Raw genomic sequence first — 25,076 nt, 5'->3', positions numbered from 1 at the left:
CTAATCAAACATCATAATTTTTTATGGAGAGTTTGATCCTGGCTCAGGATGAACGCTGGCGGCGTGCCTAATACATGCAAGTCGAGCGAACAGATAAGGAGCTTGCTCCTTTGACGTTAGCGGCGGACGGGTGAGTAACACGTGGATAACCTACCTATAAGACTGGGATAACTTCGGGAAACCGGAGCTAATACCGGATAACATATTGAACCGCATGGTTCAATAGTGAAAGGCGGCTTTGCTGTCACTTATAGATGGATCCGCGCCGTATTAGCTAGTTGGTAAGGTAACGGCTTACCAAGGCAACGATACGTAGCCGACCTGAGAGGGTGATCGGCCACACTGGAACTGAGACACGGTCCAGACTCCTACGGGAGGCAGCAGTAGGGAATCTTCCGCAATGGGCGAAAGCCTGACGGAGCAACGCCGCGTGAGTGATGAAGGTCTTCGGATCGTAAAACTCTGTTATCAGGGAAGAACAAATGTGTAAGTAACTGTGCACATCTTGACGGTACCTGATCAGAAAGCCACGGCTAACTACGTGCCAGCAGCCGCGGTAATACGTAGGTGGCAAGCGTTATCCGGAATTATTGGGCGTAAAGCGCGCGTAGGCGGTTTTTTAAGTCTGATGTGAAAGCCCACGGCTCAACCGTGGAGGGTCATTGGAAACTGGAAAACTTGAGTGCAGAAGAGGAAAGTGGAATTCCATGTGTAGCGGTGAAATGCGCAGAGATATGGAGGAACACCAGTGGCGAAGGCGACTTTCTGGTCTGTAACTGACGCTGATGTGCGAAAGCGTGGGGATCAAACAGGATTAGATACCCTGGTAGTCCACGCCGTAAACGATGAGTGCTAAGTGTTAGGGGGTTTCCGCCCCTTAGTGCTGCAGCTAACGCATTAAGCACTCCGCCTGGGGAGTACGACCGCAAGGTTGAAACTCAAAGGAATTGACGGGGACCCGCACAAGCGGTGGAGCATGTGGTTTAATTCGAAGCAACGCGAAGAACCTTACCAAATCTTGACATCCTTTGACTGCTCTAGAGATAGAGTTTTCCCCTTCGGGGGACAAAGTGACAGGTGGTGCATGGTTGTCGTCAGCTCGTGTCGTGAGATGTTGGGTTAAGTCCCGCAACGAGCGCAACCCTTAAGCTTAGTTGCCATCATTAAGTTGGGCACTCTAAGTTGACTGCCGGTGACAAACCGGAGGAAGGTGGGGATGACGTCAAATCATCATGCCCCTTATGATTTGGGCTACACACGTGCTACAATGGACAATACAAAGGGCAGCTAAACCGCGAGGTCAAGCAAATCCCATAAAGTTGTTCTCAGTTCGGATTGTAGTCTGCAACTCGACTACATGAAGCTGGAATCGCTAGTAATCGTAGATCAGCATGCTACGGTGAATACGTTCCCGGGTCTTGTACACACCGCCCGTCACACCACGAGAGTTTGTAACACCCGAAGCCGGTGGAGTAACCATTTATGGAGCTAGCCGTCGAAGGTGGGACAAATGATTGGGGTGAAGTCGTAACAAGGTAGCCGTATCGGAAGGTGCGGCTGGATCACCTCCTTTCTAAGGATATATTCGGAACATCTTCGTAGAAGATGAAGGAATAACATTGACATATTGTATTCAGTTTTGAATGTTTATACAGCATTCAACATATCTTCTTTTTCAAAGAAAGCGATTCGCAGACAATGCGTTGAGTTACTTTAAAGCGGAGTTTACTAGAGTAAATGGGTATTTAAAGTAATGATAACAAAGCAGTATGCAAACGCTTGACTAGAAATAGAACTTGTACATTGAAAACTAGATAAGTAAGTAAAATAGATTTTACCAAGCAAAACCGAGTGAATTAGAGTTTTAAAGCTTGAATTCATAAGAAATAATCGCTAGTGTTCGAAAGAACACTCACAAGATTAATAACGCGTTTCCTGTAGGATGGAAACATAGATTAAGTTATTAAGGGCGCACGGTGGATGCCTTGGCACTAGAAGCCGATGAAGGACGTTACTAACGACGATATGCTTTGGGGAGCTGTAAGTAAGCGTTGATCCAGAGATTTCCGAATGGGGAAACCCAACATGAGTTATGTCATGTTATCGATATGTGAATACATAGCATATCAGAAGGCAGACCCGGAGAACTGAAACATCTTAGTACCCGGAGGAAGAGAAAGAAAAATCGATTCCCTGAGTAGCGGCGAGCGAAACGGGAAGAGCCCAAACCAACAAGCTTGCTTGTTGGGGTTGTAGGACACTCTATACGGAGTTACAAAAGTATATATTAGACGAATCATCTGGAAAGTTGAATCAAAGAAGGTAATAATCCTGTAGTCGAAAATATATACTCTCTTGAGTGGATCCTGAGTACGACGGAGCACGTGAAATTCCGTCGGAATCTGGGAGGACCATCTCCTAAGGCTAAATACTCTCTAGTGACCGATAGTGAACCAGTACCGTGAGGGAAAGGTGAAAAGTACCCCGGAAGGGGAGTGAAAGAGAACTTGAAACCGTGTGCTTACAAGTAGTCAGAGCCCGTTAATGGGTGATGGCGTGCCTTTTGTAGAATGAACCGGCGAGTTACGATTTGATGCAAGGTTAAGCAGCTAATGTGGAGCCGTAGCGAAAGCGAGTCTGAATAGGGCGTTTAGTATTTGGTCGTAGACCCGAAACCAGGTGATCTACCCTTGGTCAGGTTGAAGTTCAGGTAACACTGAATGGAGGACCGAACCGACTTACGTTGAAAAGTGAGCGGATGAACTGAGGGTAGCGGAGAAATTCCAATCGAACTTGGAGATAGCTGGTTCTCTCCGAAATAGCTTTAGGGCTAGCCTCAAGTTATGATTATTGGAGGTAGAGCACTGTTTGGACGAGGGGCCCTTCTCGGGTTACCGAATTCAGACAAACTCCGAATGCCAATCAATTTAACTTGGGAGTCAGAACATGGGTGATAAGGTCCGTGTTCGAAAGGGAAACAGCCCAGACCACCAGCTAAGGTCCCAAAATATATGTTAAGTGGAAAAGGATGTGGCGTTGCCCAGACAACTAGGATGTTGGCTTAGAAGCAGCCATCATTTAAAGAGTGCGTAATAGCTCACTAGTCGAGTGACACTGCGCCGAAAATGTACCGGGGCTAAACATATTACCGAAGCTGTGGATTGTCCGTAGGACAATGGTAGGAGAGCGTTCTAAGGGCGTCGAAGCATGATCGCAAGGACATGTGGAGCGCTTAGAAGTGAGAATGCCGGTGTGAGTAGCGAAAGACGGGTGAGAATCCCGTCCACCGATTGACTAAGGTTTCCAGAGGAAGGCTCGTCCGCTCTGGGTTAGTCGGGTCCTAAGCTGAGGCCGACAGGCGTAGGCGATGGATAACAGGTTGATATTCCTGTACCACCTAGTATCGTTTTAAACGATGGGGGACGCAGTAGGATAGGCGAAGCGTGCTATTGGATTGCACGTCCAAGCAGTAAGACTGAGTGTTAGGCAAATCCGGCACTCATAAGGTCAAGCTGTGATGGGGAGAGGAAATTGTTTCCTCGAGTCGTTGATTTCACACTGCCAAGAAAAGCCTCTAGATAGATAACAGGTGCCCGTACCGCAAACCGACACAGGTAGTCAAGATGAGAATTCTAAGGTGAGCGAGCGAACTCTCGTTAAGGAACTCGGCAAAATGACCCCGTAACTTCGGGAGAAGGGGTGCTCTTTAGGGTTAACGCCCAGAAGAGCCGCAGTGAATAGGCCCAAGCGACTGTTTATCAAAAACACAGGTCTCTGCTAAACCGTAAGGTGATGTATAGGGGCTGACGCCTGCCCGGTGCTGGAAGGTTAAGAGGAGTAGTTAGCTTCTGCGAAGCTACGAATCGAAGCCCCAGTAAACGGCGGCCGTAACTATAACGGTCCTAAGGTAGCGAAATTCCTTGTCGGGTAAGTTCCGACCCGCACGAAAGGCGTAACGATTTGGGCACTGTCTCAACGAGAGACTCGGTGAAATCATAGTACCTGTGAAGATGCAGGTTACCCGCGACAGGACGGAAAGACCCCGTGGAGCTTTACTGTAGCCTGATATTGAAATTCGGCACAGCTTGTACAGGATAGGTAGGAGCCTTTGAAACGTGAGCGCTAGCTTACGTGGAGGCATTGGTGGGATACTACCCTAGCTGTGTTGGCTTTCTAACCCGCACCACTTATCGTGGTGGGAGACAGTGTCAGGTGGGCAGTTTGACTGGGGCGGTCGCCTCCTAAAAGGTAACGGAGGCGCTCAAAGGTTCCCTCAGAATGGTTGGAAATCATTCATAGAGTGTAAAGGCATAAGGGAGCTTGACTGCGAGACTTACAAGTCGAGCAGGGTCGAAAGACGGACTTAGTGATCCGGTGGTTCCGCATGGAAGGGCCATCGCTCAACGGATAAAAGCTACCCCGGGGATAACAGGCTTATCTCCCCCAAGAGTTCACATCGACGGGGAGGTTTGGCACCTCGATGTCGGCTCATCGCATCCTGGGGCTGTAGTCGGTCCCAAGGGTTGGGCTGTTCGCCCATTAAAGCGGTACGCGAGCTGGGTTCAGAACGTCGTGAGACAGTTCGGTCCCTATCCGTCGTGGGCGTAGGAAATTTGAGAGGAGCTGTCCTTAGTACGAGAGGACCGGGATGGACATACCTCTGGTGTACCAGTTGTCGTGCCAACGGCATAGCTGGGTAGCTATGTATGGACGGGATAAGTGCTGAAAGCATCTAAGCATGAAGCCCCCCTCAAGATGAGATTTCCCAACTTCGGTTATAAGATCCCTCAAAGATGATGAGGTTAATAGGTTCGAGGTGGAAGCGTGGTGACACGTGGAGCTGACGAATACTAATCGATCGAAGACTTAATCAAAATTTATGTTTTGCGACGCAAAATCATTTTACTTACTATCTAGTTTTGAATGTATAATACATTCCATTTGTCTGGTGACAATGGCAAGGAGGTCACACCTGTTCCCATGCCGAACACAGAAGTTAAGCTCCTTAGCGCCGATGGTAGTCGGACTAACGTTCCGCTAGAGTAGGACGTTGCCAGGCAATACCTATATTTGGCCGTGAGGTCATTTTTTTGTGAGGTATATACGATAAAAATTATTTATAAAAAGTTGTTGACTTTCGAGTTAATAAAGCGTATAATTAATTCTTGTCGGTAAAAGAAATGAACATTGAAAACTGAATGACAATATGTCAACGTTAATTCCAATAATGTAACGAAAGTTACAACAATTAATTTAGTTTTATGAGCTAATCAAACATCATAATTTTTTATGGAGAGTTTGATCCTGGCTCAGGATGAACGCTGGCGGCGTGCCTAATACATGCAAGTCGAGCGAACAGATAAGGAGCTTGCTCCTTTGACGTTAGCGGCGGACGGGTGAGTAACACGTGGATAACCTACCTATAAGACTGGGATAACTTCGGGAAACCGGAGCTAATACCGGATAACATATTGAACCGCATGGTTCAATAGTGAAAGGCGGCTTTGCTGTCACTTATAGATGGATCCGCGCCGTATTAGCTAGTTGGTAAGGTAACGGCTTACCAAGGCAACGATACGTAGCCGACCTGAGAGGGTGATCGGCCACACTGGAACTGAGACACGGTCCAGACTCCTACGGGAGGCAGCAGTAGGGAATCTTCCGCAATGGGCGAAAGCCTGACGGAGCAACGCCGCGTGAGTGATGAAGGTCTTCGGATCGTAAAACTCTGTTATCAGGGAAGAACAAATGTGTAAGTAACTGTGCACATCTTGACGGTACCTGATCAGAAAGCCACGGCTAACTACGTGCCAGCAGCCGCGGTAATACGTAGGTGGCAAGCGTTATCCGGAATTATTGGGCGTAAAGCGCGCGTAGGCGGTTTTTTAAGTCTGATGTGAAAGCCCACGGCTCAACCGTGGAGGGTCATTGGAAACTGGAAAACTTGAGTGCAGAAGAGGAAAGTGGAATTCCATGTGTAGCGGTGAAATGCGCAGAGATATGGAGGAACACCAGTGGCGAAGGCGACTTTCTGGTCTGTAACTGACGCTGATGTGCGAAAGCGTGGGGATCAAACAGGATTAGATACCCTGGTAGTCCACGCCGTAAACGATGAGTGCTAAGTGTTAGGGGGTTTCCGCCCCTTAGTGCTGCAGCTAACGCATTAAGCACTCCGCCTGGGGAGTACGACCGCAAGGTTGAAACTCAAAGGAATTGACGGGGACCCGCACAAGCGGTGGAGCATGTGGTTTAATTCGAAGCAACGCGAAGAACCTTACCAAATCTTGACATCCTTTGACTGCTCTAGAGATAGAGTTTTCCCCTTCGGGGGACAAAGTGACAGGTGGTGCATGGTTGTCGTCAGCTCGTGTCGTGAGATGTTGGGTTAAGTCCCGCAACGAGCGCAACCCTTAAGCTTAGTTGCCATCATTAAGTTGGGCACTCTAAGTTGACTGCCGGTGACAAACCGGAGGAAGGTGGGGATGACGTCAAATCATCATGCCCCTTATGATTTGGGCTACACACGTGCTACAATGGACAATACAAAGGGCAGCTAAACCGCGAGGTCAAGCAAATCCCATAAAGTTGTTCTCAGTTCGGATTGTAGTCTGCAACTCGACTACATGAAGCTGGAATCGCTAGTAATCGTAGATCAGCATGCTACGGTGAATACGTTCCCGGGTCTTGTACACACCGCCCGTCACACCACGAGAGTTTGTAACACCCGAAGCCGGTGGAGTAACCATTTATGGAGCTAGCCGTCGAAGGTGGGACAAATGATTGGGGTGAAGTCGTAACAAGGTAGCCGTATCGGAAGGTGCGGCTGGATCACCTCCTTTCTAAGGATATATTCGGAACATCTTCGTAGAAGATGAAGGAATAACATTGACATATTGTATTCAGTTTTGAATGTTTATACAACATTCAACATATCTTCTTTTTCAAAGAAAGCGATTCGCAGACAATGCGTTGAGATACTTTAAAGCGGAGTTTACTAGAGTAAATGGGTATTTAAAGTAATGATAACAAAGCAGTATGCAAACGCTTGACTAGAAATAGAACTTGTACATTGAAAACTAGATAAGTAAGTAAAATAGATTTTACCAAGCAAAACCGAGTGAATTAGAGTTTTAAAGCTTGAATTCATAAGAAATAATCGCTAGTGTTCGAAAGAACACTCACAAGATTAATAACGCGTTTCCTGTAGGATGGAAACATAGATTAAGTTATTAAGGGCGCACGGTGGATGCCTTGGCACTAGAAGCCGATGAAGGACGTTACTAACGACGATATGCTTTGGGGAGCTGTAAGTAAGCGTTGATCCAGAGATTTCCGAATGGGGAAACCCAACATGAGTTATGTCATGTTATCGATATGTGAATACATAGCATATCAGAAGGCAGACCCGGAGAACTGAAACATCTTAGTACCCGGAGGAAGAGAAAGAAAAATCGATTCCCTGAGTAGCGGCGAGCGAAACGGGAAGAGCCCAAACCAACAAGCTTGCTTGTTGGGGTTGTAGGACACTCTATACGGAGTTACAAAAGTATATATTAGACGAATCATCTGGAAAGTTGAATCAAAGAAGGTAATAATCCTGTAGTCGAAAATATATACTCTCTTGAGTGGATCCTGAGTACGACGGAGCACGTGAAATTCCGTCGGAATCTGGGAGGACCATCTCCTAAGGCTAAATACTCTCTAGTGACCGATAGTGAACCAGTACCGTGAGGGAAAGGTGAAAAGTACCCCGGAAGGGGAGTGAAAGAGAACTTGAAACCGTGTGCTTACAAGTAGTCAGAGCCCGTTAATGGGTGATGGCGTGCCTTTTGTAGAATGAACCGGCGAGTTACGATTTGATGCAAGGTTAAGCAGCTAATGTGGAGCCGTAGCGAAAGCGAGTCTGAATAGGGCGTTTAGTATTTGGTCGTAGACCCGAAACCAGGTGATCTACCCTTGGTCAGGTTGAAGTTCAGGTAACACTGAATGGAGGACCGAACCGACTTACGTTGAAAAGTGAGCGGATGAACTGAGGGTAGCGGAGAAATTCCAATCGAACTTGGAGATAGCTGGTTCTCTCCGAAATAGCTTTAGGGCTAGCCTCAAGTTATGATTATTGGAGGTAGAGCACTGTTTGGACGAGGGGCCCTTCTCGGGTTACCGAATTCAGACAAACTCCGAATGCCAATCAATTTAACTTGGGAGTCAGAACATGGGTGATAAGGTCCGTGTTCGAAAGGGAAACAGCCCAGACCACCAGCTAAGGTCCCAAAATATATGTTAAGTGGAAAAGGATGTGGCGTTGCCCAGACAACTAGGATGTTGGCTTAGAAGCAGCCATCATTTAAAGAGTGCGTAATAGCTCACTAGTCGAGTGACACTGCGCCGAAAATGTACCGGGGCTAAACATATTACCGAAGCTGTGGATTGTCCGTAGGACAATGGTAGGAGAGCGTTCTAAGGGCGTCGAAGCATGATCGCAAGGACATGTGGAGCGCTTAGAAGTGAGAATGCCGGTGTGAGTAGCGAAAGACGGGTGAGAATCCCGTCCACCGATTGACTAAGGTTTCCAGAGGAAGGCTCGTCCGCTCTGGGTTAGTCGGGTCCTAAGCTGAGGCCGACAGGCGTAGGCGATGGATAACAGGTTGATATTCCTGTACCACCTAGTATCGTTTTAAACGATGGGGGACGCAGTAGGATAGGCGAAGCGTGCTATTGGATTGCACGTCCAAGCAGTAAGACTGAGTGTTAGGCAAATCCGGCACTCATAAGGTCAAGCTGTGATGGGGAGAGGAAATTGTTTCCTCGAGTCGTTGATTTCACACTGCCAAGAAAAGCCTCTAGATAGATAACAGGTGCCCGTACCGCAAACCGACACAGGTAGTCAAGATGAGAATTCTAAGGTGAGCGAGCGAACTCTCGTTAAGGAACTCGGCAAAATGACCCCGTAACTTCGGGAGAAGGGGTGCTCTTTAGGGTTAACGCCCAGAAGAGCCGCAGTGAATAGGCCCAAGCGACTGTTTATCAAAAACACAGGTCTCTGCTAAACCGTAAGGTGATGTATAGGGGCTGACGCCTGCCCGGTGCTGGAAGGTTAAGAGGAGTAGTTAGCTTCTGCGAAGCTACGAATCGAAGCCCCAGTAAACGGCGGCCGTAACTATAACGGTCCTAAGGTAGCGAAATTCCTTGTCGGGTAAGTTCCGACCCGCACGAAAGGCGTAACGATTTGGGCACTGTCTCAACGAGAGACTCGGTGAAATCATAGTACCTGTGAAGATGCAGGTTACCCGCGACAGGACGGAAAGACCCCGTGGAGCTTTACTGTAGCCTGATATTGAAATTCGGCACAGCTTGTACAGGATAGGTAGGAGCCTTTGAAACGTGAGCGCTAGCTTACGTGGAGGCATTGGTGGGATACTACCCTAGCTGTGTTGGCTTTCTAACCCGCACCACTTATCGTGGTGGGAGACAGTGTCAGGTGGGCAGTTTGACTGGGGCGGTCGCCTCCTAAAAGGTAACGGAGGCGCTCAAAGGTTCCCTCAGAATGGTTGGAAATCATTCATAGAGTGTAAAGGCATAAGGGAGCTTGACTGCGAGACTTACAAGTCGAGCAGGGTCGAAAGACGGACTTAGTGATCCGGTGGTTCCGCATGGAAGGGCCATCGCTCAACGGATAAAAGCTACCCCGGGGATAACAGGCTTATCTCCCCCAAGAGTTCACATCGACGGGGAGGTTTGGCACCTCGATGTCGGCTCATCGCATCCTGGGGCTGTAGTCGGTCCCAAGGGTTGGGCTGTTCGCCCATTAAAGCGGTACGCGAGCTGGGTTCAGAACGTCGTGAGACAGTTCGGTCCCTATCCGTCGTGGGCGTAGGAAATTTGAGAGGAGCTGTCCTTAGTACGAGAGGACCGGGATGGACATACCTCTGGTGTACCAGTTGTCGTGCCAACGGCATAGCTGGGTAGCTATGTATGGACGGGATAAGTGCTGAAAGCATCTAAGCATGAAGCCCCCCTCAAGATGAGATTTCCCAACTTCGGTTATAAGATCCCTCAAAGATGATGAGGTTAATAGGTTCGAGGTGGAAGCGTGGTGACACGTGGAGCTGACGAATACTAATCGATCGAAGACTTAATCAAAATTTATGTTTTGCGACGCAAAATCATTTTACTTACTATCTAGTTTTGAATGTATAATACATTCCATTTGTCTGGTGACAATGGCAAGGAGGTCACACCTGTTCCCATGCCGAACACAGAAGTTAAGCTCCTTAGCGCCGATGGTAGTCGGACTAACGTTCCGCTAGAGTAGGACGTTGCCAGGCAATACCTATATTTGGCCGTGAGGTCATTTTTTTGTGAGGTATATACGATAAAAATTATTTATAAAAAGTTGTTGACTTTCGAGTTAATAAAGCGTATAATTAATTCTTGTCGGTAAAAGAAATGAACATTGAAAACTGAATGACAATATGTCAACGTTAATTCCAATAATGTAACGAAAGTTACAACAATTAATTTAGTTTTATGAGCTAATCAAACATCATAATTTTTTATGGAGAGTTTGATCCTGGCTCAGGATGAACGCTGGCGGCGTGCCTAATACATGCAAGTCGAGCGAACAGATAAGGAGCTTGCTCCTTTGACGTTAGCGGCGGACGGGTGAGTAACACGTGGATAACCTACCTATAAGACTGGGATAACTTCGGGAAACCGGAGCTAATACCGGATAACATATTGAACCGCATGGTTCAATAGTGAAAGGCGGCTTTGCTGTCACTTATAGATGGATCCGCGCCGTATTAGCTAGTTGGTAAGGTAACGGCTTACCAAGGCAACGATACGTAGCCGACCTGAGAGGGTGATCGGCCACACTGGAACTGAGACACGGTCCAGACTCCTACGGGAGGCAGCAGTAGGGAATCTTCCGCAATGGGCGAAAGCCTGACGGAGCAACGCCGCGTGAGTGATGAAGGTCTTCGGATCGTAAAACTCTGTTATCAGGGAAGAACAAATGTGTAAGTAACTGTGCACATCTTGACGGTACCTGATCAGAAAGCCACGGCTAACTACGTGCCAGCAGCCGCGGTAATACGTAGGTGGCAAGCGTTATCCGGAATTATTGGGCGTAAAGCGCGCGTAGGCGGTTTTTTAAGTCTGATGTGAAAGCCCACGGCTCAACCGTGGAGGGTCATTGGAAACTGGAAAACTTGAGTGCAGAAGAGGAAAGTGGAATTCCATGTGTAGCGGTGAAATGCGCAGAGATATGGAGGAACACCAGTGGCGAAGGCGACTTTCTGGTCTGTAACTGACGCTGATGTGCGAAAGCGTGGGGATCAAACAGGATTAGATACCCTGGTAGTCCACGCCGTAAACGATGAGTGCTAAGTGTTAGGGGGTTTCCGCCCCTTAGTGCTGCAGCTAACGCATTAAGCACTCCGCCTGGGGAGTACGACCGCAAGGTTGAAACTCAAAGGAATTGACGGGGACCCGCACAAGCGGTGGAGCATGTGGTTTAATTCGAAGCAACGCGAAGAACCTTACCAAATCTTGACATCCTTTGACTGCTCTAGAGATAGAGTTTTCCCCTTCGGGGGACAAAGTGACAGGTGGTGCATGGTTGTCGTCAGCTCGTGTCGTGAGATGTTGGGTTAAGTCCCGCAACGAGCGCAACCCTTAAGCTTAGTTGCCATCATTAAGTTGGGCACTCTAAGTTGACTGCCGGTGACAAACCGGAGGAAGGTGGGGATGACGTCAAATCATCATGCCCCTTATGATTTGGGCTACACACGTGCTACAATGGACAATACAAAGGGCAGCTAAACCGCGAGGTCAAGCAAATCCCATAAAGTTGTTCTCAGTTCGGATTGTAGTCTGCAACTCGACTACATGAAGCTGGAATCGCTAGTAATCGTAGATCAGCATGCTACGGTGAATACGTTCCCGGGTCTTGTACACACCGCCCGTCACACCACGAGAGTTTGTAACACCCGAAGCCGGTGGAGTAACCATTTATGGAGCTAGCCGTCGAAGGTGGGACAAATGATTGGGGTGAAGTCGTAACAAGGTAGCCGTATCGGAAGGTGCGGCTGGATCACCTCCTTTCTAAGGATATATTCGGAACATCTTCGTAGAAGATGAAGGAATAACATTGACATATTGTATTCAGTTTTGAATGTTTATACAACATTCAACATATCTTCTTTTTCAAAGAAAGCGATTCGCAGACAATGCGTTGAGATACTTTAAAGCGGAGTTTACTAGAGTAAATGGGTATTTAAAGTAATGATAACAAAGCAGTATGCAAACGCTTGACTGGAAATAGAACTTGTACATTGAAAACTAGATAAGTAAGTAAAATAGATTTTACCAAGCAAAACCGAGTGAATTAGAGTTTTAAAGCTTGAATTCATAAGAAATAATCGCTAGTGTTCGAAAGAACACTCACAAGATTAATAACGCGTTTCCTGTAGGATGGAAACATAGATTAAGTTATTAAGGGCGCACGGTGGATGCCTTGGCACTAGAAGCCGATGAAGGACGTTACTAACGACGATATGCTTTGGGGAGCTGTAAGTAAGCGTTGATCCAGAGATTTCCGAATGGGGAAACCCAACATGAGTTATGTCATGTTATCGATATGTGAATACATAGCATATCAGAAGGCAGACCCGGAGAACTGAAACATCTTAGTACCCGGAGGAAGAGAAAGAAAAATCGATTCCCTGAGTAGCGGCGAGCGAAACGGGAAGAGCCCAAACCAACAAGCTTGCTTGTTGGGGTTGTAGGACACTCTATACGGAGTTACAAAAGTATATATTAGACGAATCATCTGGAAAGTTGAATCAAAGAAGGTAATAATCCTGTAGTCGAAAATATATACTCTCTTGAGTGGATCCTGAGTACGACGGAGCACGTGAAATTCCGTCGGAATCTGGGAGGACCATCTCCTAAGGCTAAATACTCTCTAGTGACCGATAGTGAACCAGTACCGTGAGGGAAAGGTGAAAAGTACCCCGGAAGGGGAGTGAAAGAGAACTTGAAACCGTGTGCTTACAAGTAGTCAGAGCCCGTTAATGGGTGATGGCGTGCCTTTTGTAGAATGAACCGGCGAGTTACGATTTGATGCAAGGTTAAGCAGCTAATGTGGAGCCGTAGCGAAAGCGAGTCTGAATAGGGCGTTTAGTATTTGGTCGTAGACCCGAAACCAGGTGATCTACCCTTGGTCAGGTTGAAGTTCAGGTAACACTGAATGGAGGACCGAACCGACTTACGTTGAAAAGTGAGCGGATGAACTGAGGGTAGCGGAGAAATTCCAATCGAACTTGGAGATAGCTGGTTCTCTCCGAAATAGCTTTAGGGCTAGCCTCAAGTGATGATTATTGGAGGTAGAGCACTGTTTGGACGAGGGGCCCTTCTCGGGTTACCGAATTCAGACAAACTCCGAATGCCAATCAATTTAACTTGGGAGTCAGAACATGGGTGATAAGGTCCGTGTTCGAAAGGGAAACAGCCCAGACCACCAGCTAAGGTCCCAAAATATATGTTAAGTGGAAAAGGATGTGGCGTTGCGCAGACAACTAGGATGTTGGCTTAGAAGCAGCCATCATTTAAAGAGTGCGTAATAGCTCACTAGTCGAGTGACACTGCGCCGAAAATGTACCGGGGCTAAACATATTACCGAAGCTGTGGATTGTCCGTAGGACAATGGTAGGAGAGCGTTCTAAGGGCGTCGAAGCATGATCGCAAGGACATGTGGAGCGCTTAGAAGTGAGAATGCCGGTGTGAGTAGCGAAAGACGGGTGAGAATCCCGTCCACCGATTGACTAAGGTTTCCAGAGGAAGGCTCGTCCGCTCTGGGTTAGTCGGGTCCTAAGCTGAGGCCGACAGGCGTAGGCGATGGATAACAGGTTGATATTCCTGTACCACCTAGTATCGTTTTAATCGATGGGGGGACGCAGTAGGATAGGCGAAGCGTGCTATTGGATTGCACGTCCAAGCAGTAAGACTGAGTGTTAGGCAAATCCGGCACTCATAAGGTCAAGCTGTGATGGGGAGAGGAAATTGTTTCCTCGAGTCGTTGATTTCACACTGCCAAGAAAAGCCTCTAGATAGATAACAGGTGCCCGTACCGCAAACCGACACAGGTAGTCAAGATGAGAATTCTAAGGTGAGCGAGCGAACTCTCGTTAAGGAACTCGGCAAAATGACCCCGTAACTTCGGGAGAAGGGGTGCTCTTTAGGGTTAACGCCCAGAAGAGCCGCAGTGAATAGGCCCAAGCGACTGTTTATCAAAAACACAGGTCTCTGCTAAACCGTAAGGTGATGTATAGGGGCTGACGCCTGCCCGGTGCTGGAAGGTTAAGAGGAGTAGTTAGCTTCTGCGAAGCTACGAATCGAAGCCCCAGTAAACGGCGGCCGTAACTATAACGGTCCTAAGGTAGCGAAATTCCTTGTCGGGTAAGTTCCGACCCGCACGAAAGGCGTAACGATTTGGGCACTGTCTCAACGAGAGACTCGGTGAAATCATAGTACCTGTGAAGATGCAGGTTACCCGCGACAGGACGGAAAGACCCCGTGGAGCTTTACTGTAGCCTGATATTGAAATTCGGCACAGCTTGTACAGGATAGGTAGGAGCCTTTGAAACGTGAGCGCTAGCTTACGTGGAGGCATTGGTGGGATACTACCCTAGCTGTGTTGGCTTTCTAACCCGCACCACTTATCGTGGTGGGAGACAGTGTCAGGTGGGCAGTTTGACTGGGGCGGTCGCCTCCTAAAAGGTAACGGAGGCGCTCAAAGGTTCCCTCAGAATGGTTGGAAATCATTCATAGAGTGTAAAGGCATAAGGGAGCTTGACTGCGAGACTTACAAGTCGAGCAGGGTCGAAAGACGGACTTAGTGATCCGGTGGTTCCGCATGGAAGGGCCATCGCTCAACGGATAAAAGCTACCCCGGGGATAACAGGCTTATCTCCCCCAAGAGTTCACATCGACGGGGAGGTTTGGCACCTCGATGTCGGCTCATCGCATCCTGGGGCTGTAGTCGGTCCCAAGGGTTGGGCTGTTCGCCCATTAAAGCGGTACGCGAGCTGGGTTCAGAACGTCGTGAGACAGTTCGGTCCCTATCCGTCGTGGGCGTAGGAAATTTGAGAGGAGCTGTCCTTAGTACGAGAGGACCGGGATGGACATACCTCTGGTGTACCAGTTGTCGTGCCAACGGCATAGCTGGGTAGCTATGTATGGACGGGATAAGTGCTGAAAGCATCTAAGCATGAAGCCCCCCTCAAGATGAGATTTCCCAACTTCGGTTATAAGATCCCTCAAAGATGATGAGGTTAATAGGTTCGAGGTGGAAGCGTGGTGACACGTGGAGCTGACGAATACTAATCGATCGAAGACTTAATCAAAATTTATGTTTTGCGACGCAAAATCATTTTACTTACTATCTAGTTTTGAATGTATAATACATTCCATTTGTCTGGTGACAATGGCAAGGAGGTCACACCTGTTCCCATGCCGAACACAGAAGTTAAGCTCCTTAGCGCCGATGGTAGTCGGACTAACGTTCCGCTAGAGTAGGACGTTGCCAGGCAAATAATAGGATGCGATGAGCCGCATTGAGACCGTAAGGTCTCTTTTTTTATGCCCAAAAAAGAAAGTCAACGCAGAGCAAATGCGTTTAGACGATGAATTGAAGAATGAGCGCAACGAGCTTAGTCGAGCTAAGTGAGTAAGGGAGAGATGAAAATGAAGAAGTATAAGCGCATTTCTCTCAAGTTGAAAAAGCTCCTTAGCGCCGAAGGTAGCAGACTAACGTTCTAAAGCAAAACAGTGATTGAAAATCACATGTTTTACTTACTTAATAGCATGAGCTATTAAGAACAATAGCCCATGCCAGGCAAATATAATTGAGACCGCAAGGTCTCTTTTTTTATGCCCAAAAATAAAAAGAGTCAGTTTATCCATTTCTCTTTAATTATATCCCTCAAGTTAATTATGAATACAATAGACTAACGTCAATTGCATAAGTAACACTAACTTTTTCAAAAGAAAAAGAAGTGTTACTTTATAATTAACGTATTGATGAGTGCTTCTGTATGGGAAGTTAATTGGTTTTTAGGAATACCACCGAAACCTATAATGAATTTTGGAGTTGAACTTGTATTTTCTTCAAATTCATAGGGGTGTAATTTCAGTGAATGCTTTTTAGCGCGTTGTAAACATTCTTCCATATTTAATCCGTTTAAAACAGTTAGAGTAAAATGCATACCTGTAAGTGCACCGTCAACTTTCAACTGATTTTCGTATGGTGACAAAGCATTTAAAATAAATTGCAACTTTTCTTTATAAATTTTTCTCATTTTATTTAAATGACGTTCAAAACTACCACTACTCATAAATTGTGCAATCATTCTTTGGATATGAACTGGAGCTGTATTGGCTTCTTTATAATGATAATGATGATATTGTTCTAACAATTTCGGTGGTAATACAATATATGCAATTCTGCAACTTGGATAAATAGATTTAGAAAAGGTACTAAGATAAATGACTTTATCCTGTGAATCAAGACTCTGTAATGCAGGGATAGGTTTACCAAAATATCTAAATTCTGAATCATAATCATCTTCGATAATGTATCTATTATCTTGTTGTTGAGCCCAGTTGATGAGTTGGGTTCTTTTCTTTAGATTCATAACATGGCCAGTAGGAAACTGGTGTGAAGGTGTGATATAAATTATGTTATGATCCGATGATAAAATAGGATGAGTTTGTATACCATTTTTCTCGACTGGGACTTGTAAATAGTTGAATTTCTTTTTATCTAATACTTGTTTAATCGGAGGATAACTAGGTTTTTCTATAGCAAATGACGCATCTTCGAGTATATCAGTTAACATATTTAATAATTGTTCTGTTGAAGATCCTATTATGATTTGATCTGGATGAGATGTTACTCCTCTACTGCTGAATAAATAATGCGCAATTTGTTGTCTTAATTCAAATTCACCTTGATTATTTCCTCTTTGTAATAGTTCAAACTGATTATCTTCAAATACATCTTTTGCATATTTTCTAAATAAATGTGAGGGAAAATATTCTGCGTCGATTTCTGATAAGTTAAAAGAATAAGCATAATGTTCTTTATCTTCATCCAAATTTTCATTATTGTTGTATGTAGTTGTGGGCACAACATATTGTTTGGATAGTACAGGTAATGATTCGATATCGGAGACGTAATAACCTGATCGTGGTTTAGAGTATATAAACCCTTCATCCAATAACAATTGATAGGCGTGTTCAATAGTTGTTTGGCTTAAAGATAAATGCTCACTTAATTGACGTTTTGAAGGGAATCTGTCATTTGACTGATATTGACCTTCTATAATTTGCTTTTTCAACTTTTCGTATAAATCAATATACAGTGATTGTTTCTCTTTCACTCATCTGACCTCCTTTATAATAAATAAATTGAACCTTTTTAAATATCAGTTTATCCTTTACAATTAATTTAATCAAGAAGTAAAGGGGTAGAATTTATGTCTAAAATAGTTGGATCTGAAAGAGTTAAACGAGGAATGGCTGAAATGCAAAAAGGCGGCGTTATTATGGATGTTGTCAATGCGGAACAAGCTAAAATTGCAGAAGAAGCTGGTGCTGTTGCAGTTATGGCATTAGAAAGAGTACCTTCTGACATCCGTGCAGCTGGTGGTGTTGCACGTAGTGCTAACCCTAAAATTGTTGAAGAAGTTATGAATGCTGTATCTATTCCAGTTATGGCTAAAGCACGAATTGGTCATATTACAGAAGCTCGTGTATTAGAAGCAATGGGTGTGGATTATATTGATGAATCAGAAGTACTAACACCTGCTGATGAAGAATATCATTTGCGTAAAGATCAATTCACAGTACCTTTTGTATGTGGTTGTCGTAATTTAGGTGAAGCTGCTCGTCGTATCGGCGAAGGGGCTGCTATGTTAAGAACTAAAGGAGAACCGGGTACGGGTAATATTGTCGAAGCAGTAAGACATATGAGAAGAGTTAATGCTGAAGTGAGTCGATTGACTGTTATGAATGATGATGAAATTATGACATTTGCTAAAGATATCGGAGCACCATATGAAGTTTTAAAACAAATCAAAGATAATGGTAGATTACCAGTTGTTAACTTTGCTGCAGGTGGCGTTGCAACACCTCAAGATGCTGCTTTAATGATGGAACTAGGTGCAGATGGTGTATTTGTTGGATCAGGTATTTTCAAATCTGAGGATCCAGAAAAATTCGCTAAAGCGATTGTTCAAGCTACGACACACTATCAAGATTATGAGCTAATTGGTAAATTAGCTGCCGAATTAGGAACTGCTATGAAAGGCTTAGACATTAACCAAATTTCATTAGAAGAACGTATGCAAGAGCGTGGTTGGTAATATATGAAAATAGGTGTATTAGCGCTTCAAGGTGCAGTTCGTGAACATATTCGTCATATAGAATTGAGTGGTCATGAAGGTATCGCAATTAAAAAAGTAGAACAATTAGATGATATCGATGGTTTAATCTTACCTGGTGGTGAATCAACAACATTAAGAAGGTTAATGGATTTATATGGTTTTAAAGAAAAGCTTCAGCAATCAGATTTACCTATGTTTGGTACTTGTGCTGGTTTAATCGTACTAGCTAGTGATGTTGAAGGTGAGGAAGGCTATTTAAATAAATTGGATATTACAGTTCAACGTAATTCATTTGGTAGACAAGTAGATAGCTTTGAATCAGAATTAGACATTAAAGGTATCGCTACGGATATAGAAGGTGTTTTTATTAGAGCACCTCATATTGCGAAAGTAGCTGACCATGTTGAAATATTAAGTGAAATTGGCGATAAAATCGTTGCTGTTAAGCAAGATAAATATTTAGGGGTATCATTCCATCCTGAATTAACAGATGATTATCGTGTAACGGACTATTTTATTAACCATATGATTCAAAAATAAAAATAAGGCAATGTATGATTGAGTTTAAATACCCAATCATACATTGCCTTTGTTCATTAAATGAAGAATCCAGCAATTGCTGCTGAAATAAATGATACTAATGTCGCACCGAATAATAATTTTAATCCGAATCTTGCAACAACGTCACCTTTTTTATCATTTAATGATTTAATAGCACCAGAAATAATACCAATAGAGCTAAAGTTAGCAAATGATACTAAGAATACTGAAGTAACACCTTTAGCATGTTCTGAAATGCCATTTAACTTACCTAATGCCTGCATTGCAACGAATTCATTTGATAGTAATTTAGTTGCCATAACAGAACCTGATTGAACCGCATCGTTCCATGGTACACCTGCTAAGAATGCAAATGGAGCAAAAACAAATCCAATTAAAGTTTGGAAATCCCATTTGATTGCACCACCTGAAAGTAAACTGAAAGCACCGCTTACTAAACCATTAAGTAACGCGATGATTGCGATGTATCCAATTAACATCGCGCCTACGATGACTGCCACTTTAAATCCATCTAAAATATACTCCCCAAGCATTTCAAAGAAAGATTGATTTTTAGTTTCACTTTCGGCAACTAATAATTTATCATCTTCTTCATTAACTTTATAAGGATTAATAATTGAAGCGATAATGAAACCACCAAATAAGTTTAATACAACGGCTGTTACGACGTATTTCGGTTCAATTAATGTGAAATAAGCACCAATAATTGAAGCAGATACAGTAGACATTGCAGATGCAGTTAATGTATACAAACGTTGTTTAGGTATATAAGGAAGTTGTTGTTTTAAAGAAATAAATACTTCAGATTGACCTAAAATTGCTGCTGCTACTGCATTGTATGATTCCAAACGTCCCATACCATTGATTTTTGAAATCAGGAAACCTAACACATTAATTATAAATGGTAAAATTTTAGTGTATTGTAAGATACCGATTAATGCTGAAATAAATACAATTGGTAATAAAACGTTAAAGAAAAATGGTGGATTTTTAGGATCTACATATTTAAAACCACCGAAAACGAAGTTAACGCCTTCTGCTGCTTTAGATAGTAAATAACCAAAACCATTAGCAATACCACCAATGACTGTAATACCAATATTTGTTTTTAATAAAATGAAGGCGAAAATTAATTGAATTACTAATAATAATCCAACATATTGCCAACGAATATTCTTTCTATCTGAACTAAATAAGTACGCGAGTGCTAAAAAGAAAATAATTCCAATAATCCCTATGAGAATGTGCATGTTTTTTCATTCCTTTAATTTATTCTATTGTCTATCATACAATAAAAAATAAGCGCTAACATCATAAAATTTAAAAATTTAAAATCAAATTAATTGAAAATGGTCAAAGTTGGTCATATAATATAGTCAAAGAAGGTCAAAAAGAGGTGATAATCATGCATAATATGTCCGACATCATAGAACAGTACATTAAACATTTATTTGAAGAAACCAATGAAGATGTGGTGGAAATTCAAAGAGCAAATATTGCTCAACGTTTTGACTGCGTCCCTTCTCAATTAAACTATGTGATTAAAACGAGATTTACAAATGAGCATGGTTACGAAATAGAAAGTAAACGTGGTGGTGGTGGTTACATCCGAATCACGAAAATTGAAAACAAAGATGAAACAGGTTATATTAATCATTTACTTCAATTAATAGGTCCTTCAATATCCCAACAACAAGCACTTTATTTAATAGATGGCTTGTTAGATAAAGGACTTGTAAATGAAAGAGAAGCAAAAATGATTATTGCTGCTATTGATCGAGAAACGTTAAAAATGGATATTGTATCTCGAGATATTATTAGAGCAAATATTCTTAAAAGAATTTTACCTGTCATAAATTACTACTAGAAGAATTGAGGTGTTGCTTTTTGCTTTGTGAAAATTGCCATTTAAATGAAGCTGAAGTTAAATTAACAGTTAAAAGTAAAGATGGTGTGCAAGAAAAATGGGTATGTAGTACTTGTGCGAAAGGTGATAACCCATGGACGCACCAAGAGCAATCATCCTATCATCATCAAGATGATATAGAAGAAGCATTTGTTGTAAAGCAAATATTACAACATTTAGCGACTAAACATGGTATTAATTTTCAAGAAATGGCATTTCAGGAAGAAAAAAGATGTCCAACTTGTCATATGACGTTAAAAGACATCGCACATGTAGGCAAATTTGGTTGTTCCAATTGCTATGCAACATTCAAGGATGACATCTTAGACATAGTAAGACGTGTGCAAGGCGGTCAGTATGAACATGTTGGAAAAGTGCCTCAATCTTCTTATCATAAGCTTGCGCTTAAAAAGAAAATCGAAGAGAAGAAACAATTTTTACAACAATTAATAGATGAACAAGATTTTGAACAGGCAGCCATTGTTCGAGACGAAATTAAATCGCTACGTGATGAGAGCGAGGTGCAACAGGATGAGTGACTTAGAACCTAACATTAGTGAGTGGATGAAAACGACTAAAGAAGCACCAGTGGTCATTTCTTCAAGAATTCGCTTAGCAAGAAATCTTGAAAATCATGTTCATCCACTCATGTTTCCGACAGAACAAGATGGATTTAGAGTAATAAATGAAGTACAAGATGCATTACCCAACATGACTTTGAAAAGACTAGACATGATGGACCAACAAAATAAAATGAAATTAGTAGCTAAACATTTAGTGAGTCCAGAGTTGATTAAACAACCTGCATCGGCCGTTCTATTAAATGATGATGAATCAATCAGTGTCATGATTAATGAAGAAGATCATATTAGAATTCAAGCGCTAGGTACAGATTTATCTCTAGAAAGATTGTATAAAGAAGCGTCGACGTTAGATGATGAAATCGATCAACAACTCGATATCAGTTATGATGAACATCTAGGTTATTTAACAACATGTCCTACTAATATAGGAACTGGTATGAGAGCAAGTGTGATGTTGCATTTGCCAGGTCTTTCTATCATGAAAAGAATGTCAGGTATAGCACAAACAATCAATCGATTTGGTTTTACCATTCGAGGAATATACGGTGAAGGGTCACAAGTTTATGGCCACATTTACCAGGTTTCAAACCAATTAACATTGGGGAAAACAGAAGAAGAAATCATAGAGAATTTAACAGAAGTAATCAATCAAATTATAAATGAAGAACTTCAAATTCGATCAAGATTAGATAAACATAAACATTTAGAAACGTTAGATAGAGTTTATCGTTCATTAGGAATACTGCAAAATAGCAGGCTTATCACTATGGAAGAAGCATCTTATCGATTGAGTGAAGTTAAATTAGGCATAGATTTAAATTATATCAAACTAGATAATTTTAAATTCAATGAACTGATGGTAGGAATTCAAACACCATTTTTATTTGATGAAGAGGATGAAACACCAGTCAATGAAAAGAGAGCGAATGTTTTAAGAGAACATATAAAATAGGAGGTAACAAATCATATGCTATTTGGTAGATTAACTGAACGTGCACAAAGAGTATTGGCTCATGCACAAGAAGAAGCAATTCGATTGAACCATTCAAATATTGGAACAGAACATCTTTTATTAGGTCTAATGAAAGAACCTGAAGGTATCGCAGCAAAAGTATTAGAAAGTTTTAATATTACAGAGGATAAAGTTATTGAAGAAGTTGAGAAACTAATTGGTCATGGTCAAGCACCTATGGCAACATTACACTATACACCTAGAGCTAAAAAAGTGATTGAATTATCAATGGATGAAGCACGTAAGCTACATCATAACTTTGTTGGAACAGAACATATTTTACTTGGCTTAATCCGTGAAAATGAAGGTGTAGCAGCACGTGTATTTGCTAACCTTGATTTAAATATCACAAAGGCACGTGCACAAGTGGTTAAAGCATTAGGAAGTCCAGAAATGAGTAATAAAAACGCTCAAGCAAATAAATCTAATAACACACCTACATTAGATGGTTTAGCACGTGATTTAACAATTATTGCTAAAGATGGCACATTAGATCCAGTTGTGGGTCGAGACAAAGAAATTACTCGAGTTATAGAAGTACTTAGTCGTCGTACTAAAAATAATCCTGTATTAATTGGTGAGCCAGGTGTAGGTAAAACAGCAATTGCGGAAGGATTAGCTCAAGCAATAGTGAACAATGAAGTGCCCGAAACACTAAAAAACAAACGTGTCATGTCACTAGATATGGGTACGGTTGTAGCTGGTACAAAATACCGTGGTGAATTTGAAGAACGATTGAAAAAAGTAATGGAAGAAATTCATCAGGCTGGTAATGTGATTCTATTTATTGACGAATTGCATACATTAGTAGGTGCAGGTGGCGCTGAAGGTGCTATAGATGCTTCAAATATCCTCAAACCGGCATTAGCTCGTGGCGAATTACAATGTATTGGTGCCACAACGTTAGACGAATATCGTAAAAACATTGAAAAAGATGCCGCTTTAGAGCGTCGTTTCCAACCTATTCAAGTTGATGAGCCTACAGTTGAAGACACTGTATCAATCTTAAAAGGACTTCGTGATCGTTATGAAGCACATCACCGTATCAATATTTCAGATGAAGCTTTAGAAGCGGCTGCTAAATTAAGTCATCGTTATGTATCAGATCGTTTCTTACCAGACAAAGCGATTGATCTAATTGACGAAGCAAGTTCAAAAGTAAGATTGAAGAGTCATACAACACCTAATAATTTAAAAGAAATTGAACAACAAATTGAAAAAGTAAAAAATGAAAAAGATGCAGCTGTCCATGCACAAGAATTTGAAAATGCAGCTAACCTAAGAGATAAACAAACAAAATTAGAAAAACAATACGAAGAAGCTAAAAATGAATGGAAAAACTCACAAGATGGGGTGAGTACATCATTATCAGAAGAAGATATTGCTGAAGTTATTGCGGGTTGGACAGGTATCCCATTAACTAGAATTAATGAGACAGAATCAGACCGTTTACTAAATCTAGAAGATACACTACATCATAGAGTTATTGGTCAAAAAGATGCCGTTACATCCATCAGTAAAGCTGTTAGACGAGCAAGAGCAGGCTTGAAAGACCCTAAACGTCCAATTGGTAGCTTTATATTCTTAGGGCCTACAGGTGTAGGTAAAACTGAATTAGCCCGTGCTTTAGCAGAGTCAATGTTTGGTGAAGATGATGCTATGATTAGGGTTGATATGAGTGAGTTTATGGAAAAACATGCTGTCAGTCGTTTAGTCGGAGCCCCTCCAGGCTATGTTGGACATGATGATGGCGGTCAATTAACTGAAAAAGTAAGACGTAAACCATATTCAGTTATCCTATTTGATGAAATTGAAAAAGCACATCCAGATGTATTTAATATACTTTTACAAGTTTTAGATGATGGTCATTTAACTGATACTAAAGGACGTCAAGTTGATTTCCGAAATACAGTTATCATTATGACATCCAATGTTGGTGCACAAGAATTACAAGACCAACGTTTTGCTGGTTTTGGTGGTGCAGATGATGGTCAAGACTATGAATCTATACGTAAAACAATGATGAAAGAGCTTAAAAATGCTTTCCGTCCTGAGTTCTTAAACCGTGTGGATGATATTATTGTCTTCCATAAATTATCTAAAGATGAACTTAAAGAAATCGTCACTATGATGGTGAATAAATTAACATTGCGTTTATCAGAACAAAATATTAATATCAAAGTTACTGAAAAAGCCAAAGAAAAAATTGCTGAAGAAGGTTATGACCCAGAATATGGCGCAAGACCATTGATTCGTGCAATTCAAAAAACAGTTGAAGATAATCTAAGTGAATTAATCTTAGATGGAAATCAATTGGAAGGTAAAGAAGTAACAGTGGACCATGATGGTGAAGCATTTAAATATGATATTCAAGATAGAAAAGAAGATAAGGCTTCTACTGAAGCGTAAACAATTATAGACTCTATTATGCTATAAGAGGTGGGAACTGAAGTATTCCCACCTCTTTATTTATATTCCGATAACACTATTATTCTAATATTTCCAATGATTACTAAATTGAGTTGTGACATAATAGAAATCAATGCTAGTGATATATAATTGTC

The 25,076-nt window shown here is 42.6% G+C and carries 8 protein-coding genes and 9 rRNA genes; 15 read left to right on the top strand and 2 right to left on the bottom strand.

Going from position 1 to position 25,076, the window contains the following annotated elements; translation table 11 throughout:
- Positions 1 to 20: 20 nt before the first annotated feature.
- The 9 genes from ssp1_RS10870 (at position 21) to rrf (ssp1_RS10830) (ending at position 15,592) form a co-directional block, all read left to right on the top strand.
- Positions 21 to 1,573 (top strand): 16S ribosomal RNA (locus tag ssp1_RS10870).
- 380 nt (positions 1,574 to 1,953) lie between these two features.
- Positions 1,954 to 4,874 (top strand): 23S ribosomal RNA (locus ssp1_RS10865).
- 70 nt (positions 4,875 to 4,944) lie between these two features.
- A 5S ribosomal RNA gene (gene rrf, locus ssp1_RS10860) occupies positions 4,945 to 5,059 on the top strand.
- A gap of 227 nt (positions 5,060 to 5,286) precedes the next feature.
- Positions 5,287 to 6,839: ribosomal RNA gene (locus ssp1_RS10855) — 16S ribosomal RNA — on the top strand.
- Between the two features lie 380 nt (positions 6,840 to 7,219).
- A 23S ribosomal RNA gene (locus ssp1_RS10850) occupies positions 7,220 to 10,140 on the top strand.
- A 70-nt stretch (positions 10,141 to 10,210) separates the two neighbouring features.
- Positions 10,211 to 10,325, top strand: a 5S ribosomal RNA gene (gene rrf, locus ssp1_RS10845).
- Between the two features lie 227 nt (positions 10,326 to 10,552).
- Positions 10,553 to 12,105: ribosomal RNA gene (locus ssp1_RS10840) — 16S ribosomal RNA — on the top strand.
- A 380-nt stretch (positions 12,106 to 12,485) separates the two neighbouring features.
- A 23S ribosomal RNA gene (locus tag ssp1_RS10835) occupies positions 12,486 to 15,407 on the top strand.
- Between the two features lie 70 nt (positions 15,408 to 15,477).
- Positions 15,478 to 15,592 (top strand): 5S ribosomal RNA (gene rrf, locus ssp1_RS10830).
- The 16S, 23S and 5S rRNA genes sit together here, the layout of an rRNA operon.
- A gap of 469 nt (positions 15,593 to 16,061) precedes the next feature.
- Here the strand turns inward: rrf (ssp1_RS10830) and pdxR are convergent.
- Entirely contained in the window at positions 16,062 to 17,444 is a 1,383-nt protein-coding gene (pdxR, locus tag ssp1_RS10825; RefSeq protein WP_107536013.1) for a MocR-like pyridoxine biosynthesis transcription factor PdxR, read from the bottom strand.
- 96 nt (positions 17,445 to 17,540) lie between these two features.
- Here pdxR and pdxS point away from each other — a divergent pair, with 96 nt between their 5' ends.
- Together pdxS and pdxT are read left to right on the top strand one after the other, a co-directional pair.
- Complete coding sequence (gene pdxS / locus ssp1_RS10820; RefSeq protein ID WP_002451194.1) at positions 17,541 to 18,428, top strand: pyridoxal 5'-phosphate synthase lyase subunit PdxS; 888 nt, start codon at positions 17,541 to 17,543, stop codon at positions 18,426 to 18,428.
- 3 nt (positions 18,429 to 18,431) lie between these two features.
- Positions 18,432 to 18,989, top strand: coding sequence for a pyridoxal 5'-phosphate synthase glutaminase subunit PdxT (gene pdxT / locus ssp1_RS10815; protein ID WP_002451195.1), 558 nt, complete (start codon positions 18,432 to 18,434; stop codon positions 18,987 to 18,989).
- A gap of 56 nt (positions 18,990 to 19,045) precedes the next feature.
- Here pdxT and ssp1_RS10810 read toward each other — a convergent pair whose 3' ends face one another.
- On the bottom strand, positions 19,046 to 20,260 hold the full coding sequence (locus ssp1_RS10810; RefSeq protein ID WP_002451196.1) for a NupC/NupG family nucleoside CNT transporter: 1,215 nt from the start codon (positions 20,258 to 20,260) through the stop codon (positions 19,046 to 19,048).
- 155 nt (positions 20,261 to 20,415) lie between these two features.
- On the opposite strand from ssp1_RS10810, the gene ssp1_RS10805 reads away from it, so the two are divergent.
- Genes ssp1_RS10805 through ssp1_RS10790 form a run of 4 tightly spaced genes read left to right on the top strand, consistent with a single transcriptional unit; the run spans position 20,416 to position 24,921 of the window.
- A complete protein-coding gene (locus tag ssp1_RS10805; RefSeq protein ID WP_002451197.1) occupies positions 20,416 to 20,877 on the top strand; it encodes a CtsR family transcriptional regulator in 462 nt (153 codons plus the stop codon).
- 20 nt (positions 20,878 to 20,897) lie between these two features.
- Positions 20,898 to 21,455, top strand: a complete 558-nt coding sequence (locus ssp1_RS10800) for a UvrB/UvrC motif-containing protein (RefSeq protein WP_049423900.1) — start codon at positions 20,898 to 20,900, stop codon at positions 21,453 to 21,455.
- On the top strand, positions 21,448 to 22,452 hold the full coding sequence (locus tag ssp1_RS10795) for a protein arginine kinase (RefSeq protein WP_002451199.1): 1,005 nt from the start codon (positions 21,448 to 21,450) through the stop codon (positions 22,450 to 22,452). The genes ssp1_RS10800 and ssp1_RS10795 overlap by 8 nt, the downstream gene beginning before the upstream one ends.
- A gap of 15 nt (positions 22,453 to 22,467) precedes the next feature.
- Complete coding sequence (locus tag ssp1_RS10790; protein WP_049423903.1) at positions 22,468 to 24,921, top strand: ATP-dependent Clp protease ATP-binding subunit; 2,454 nt, start codon at positions 22,468 to 22,470, stop codon at positions 24,919 to 24,921.
- The last annotated feature ends 155 nt before the right edge of the window (positions 24,922 to 25,076 follow it).

Origin of the sequence: Staphylococcus sp. M0911, assembly GCF_003491325.1 — a bacterium.
GTDB classification, from domain to species: Bacteria; Bacillota; Bacilli; order Staphylococcales; family Staphylococcaceae; genus Staphylococcus; species Staphylococcus warneri_A.
This window is presented reverse-complemented; position numbering and strand designations above follow the sequence as displayed.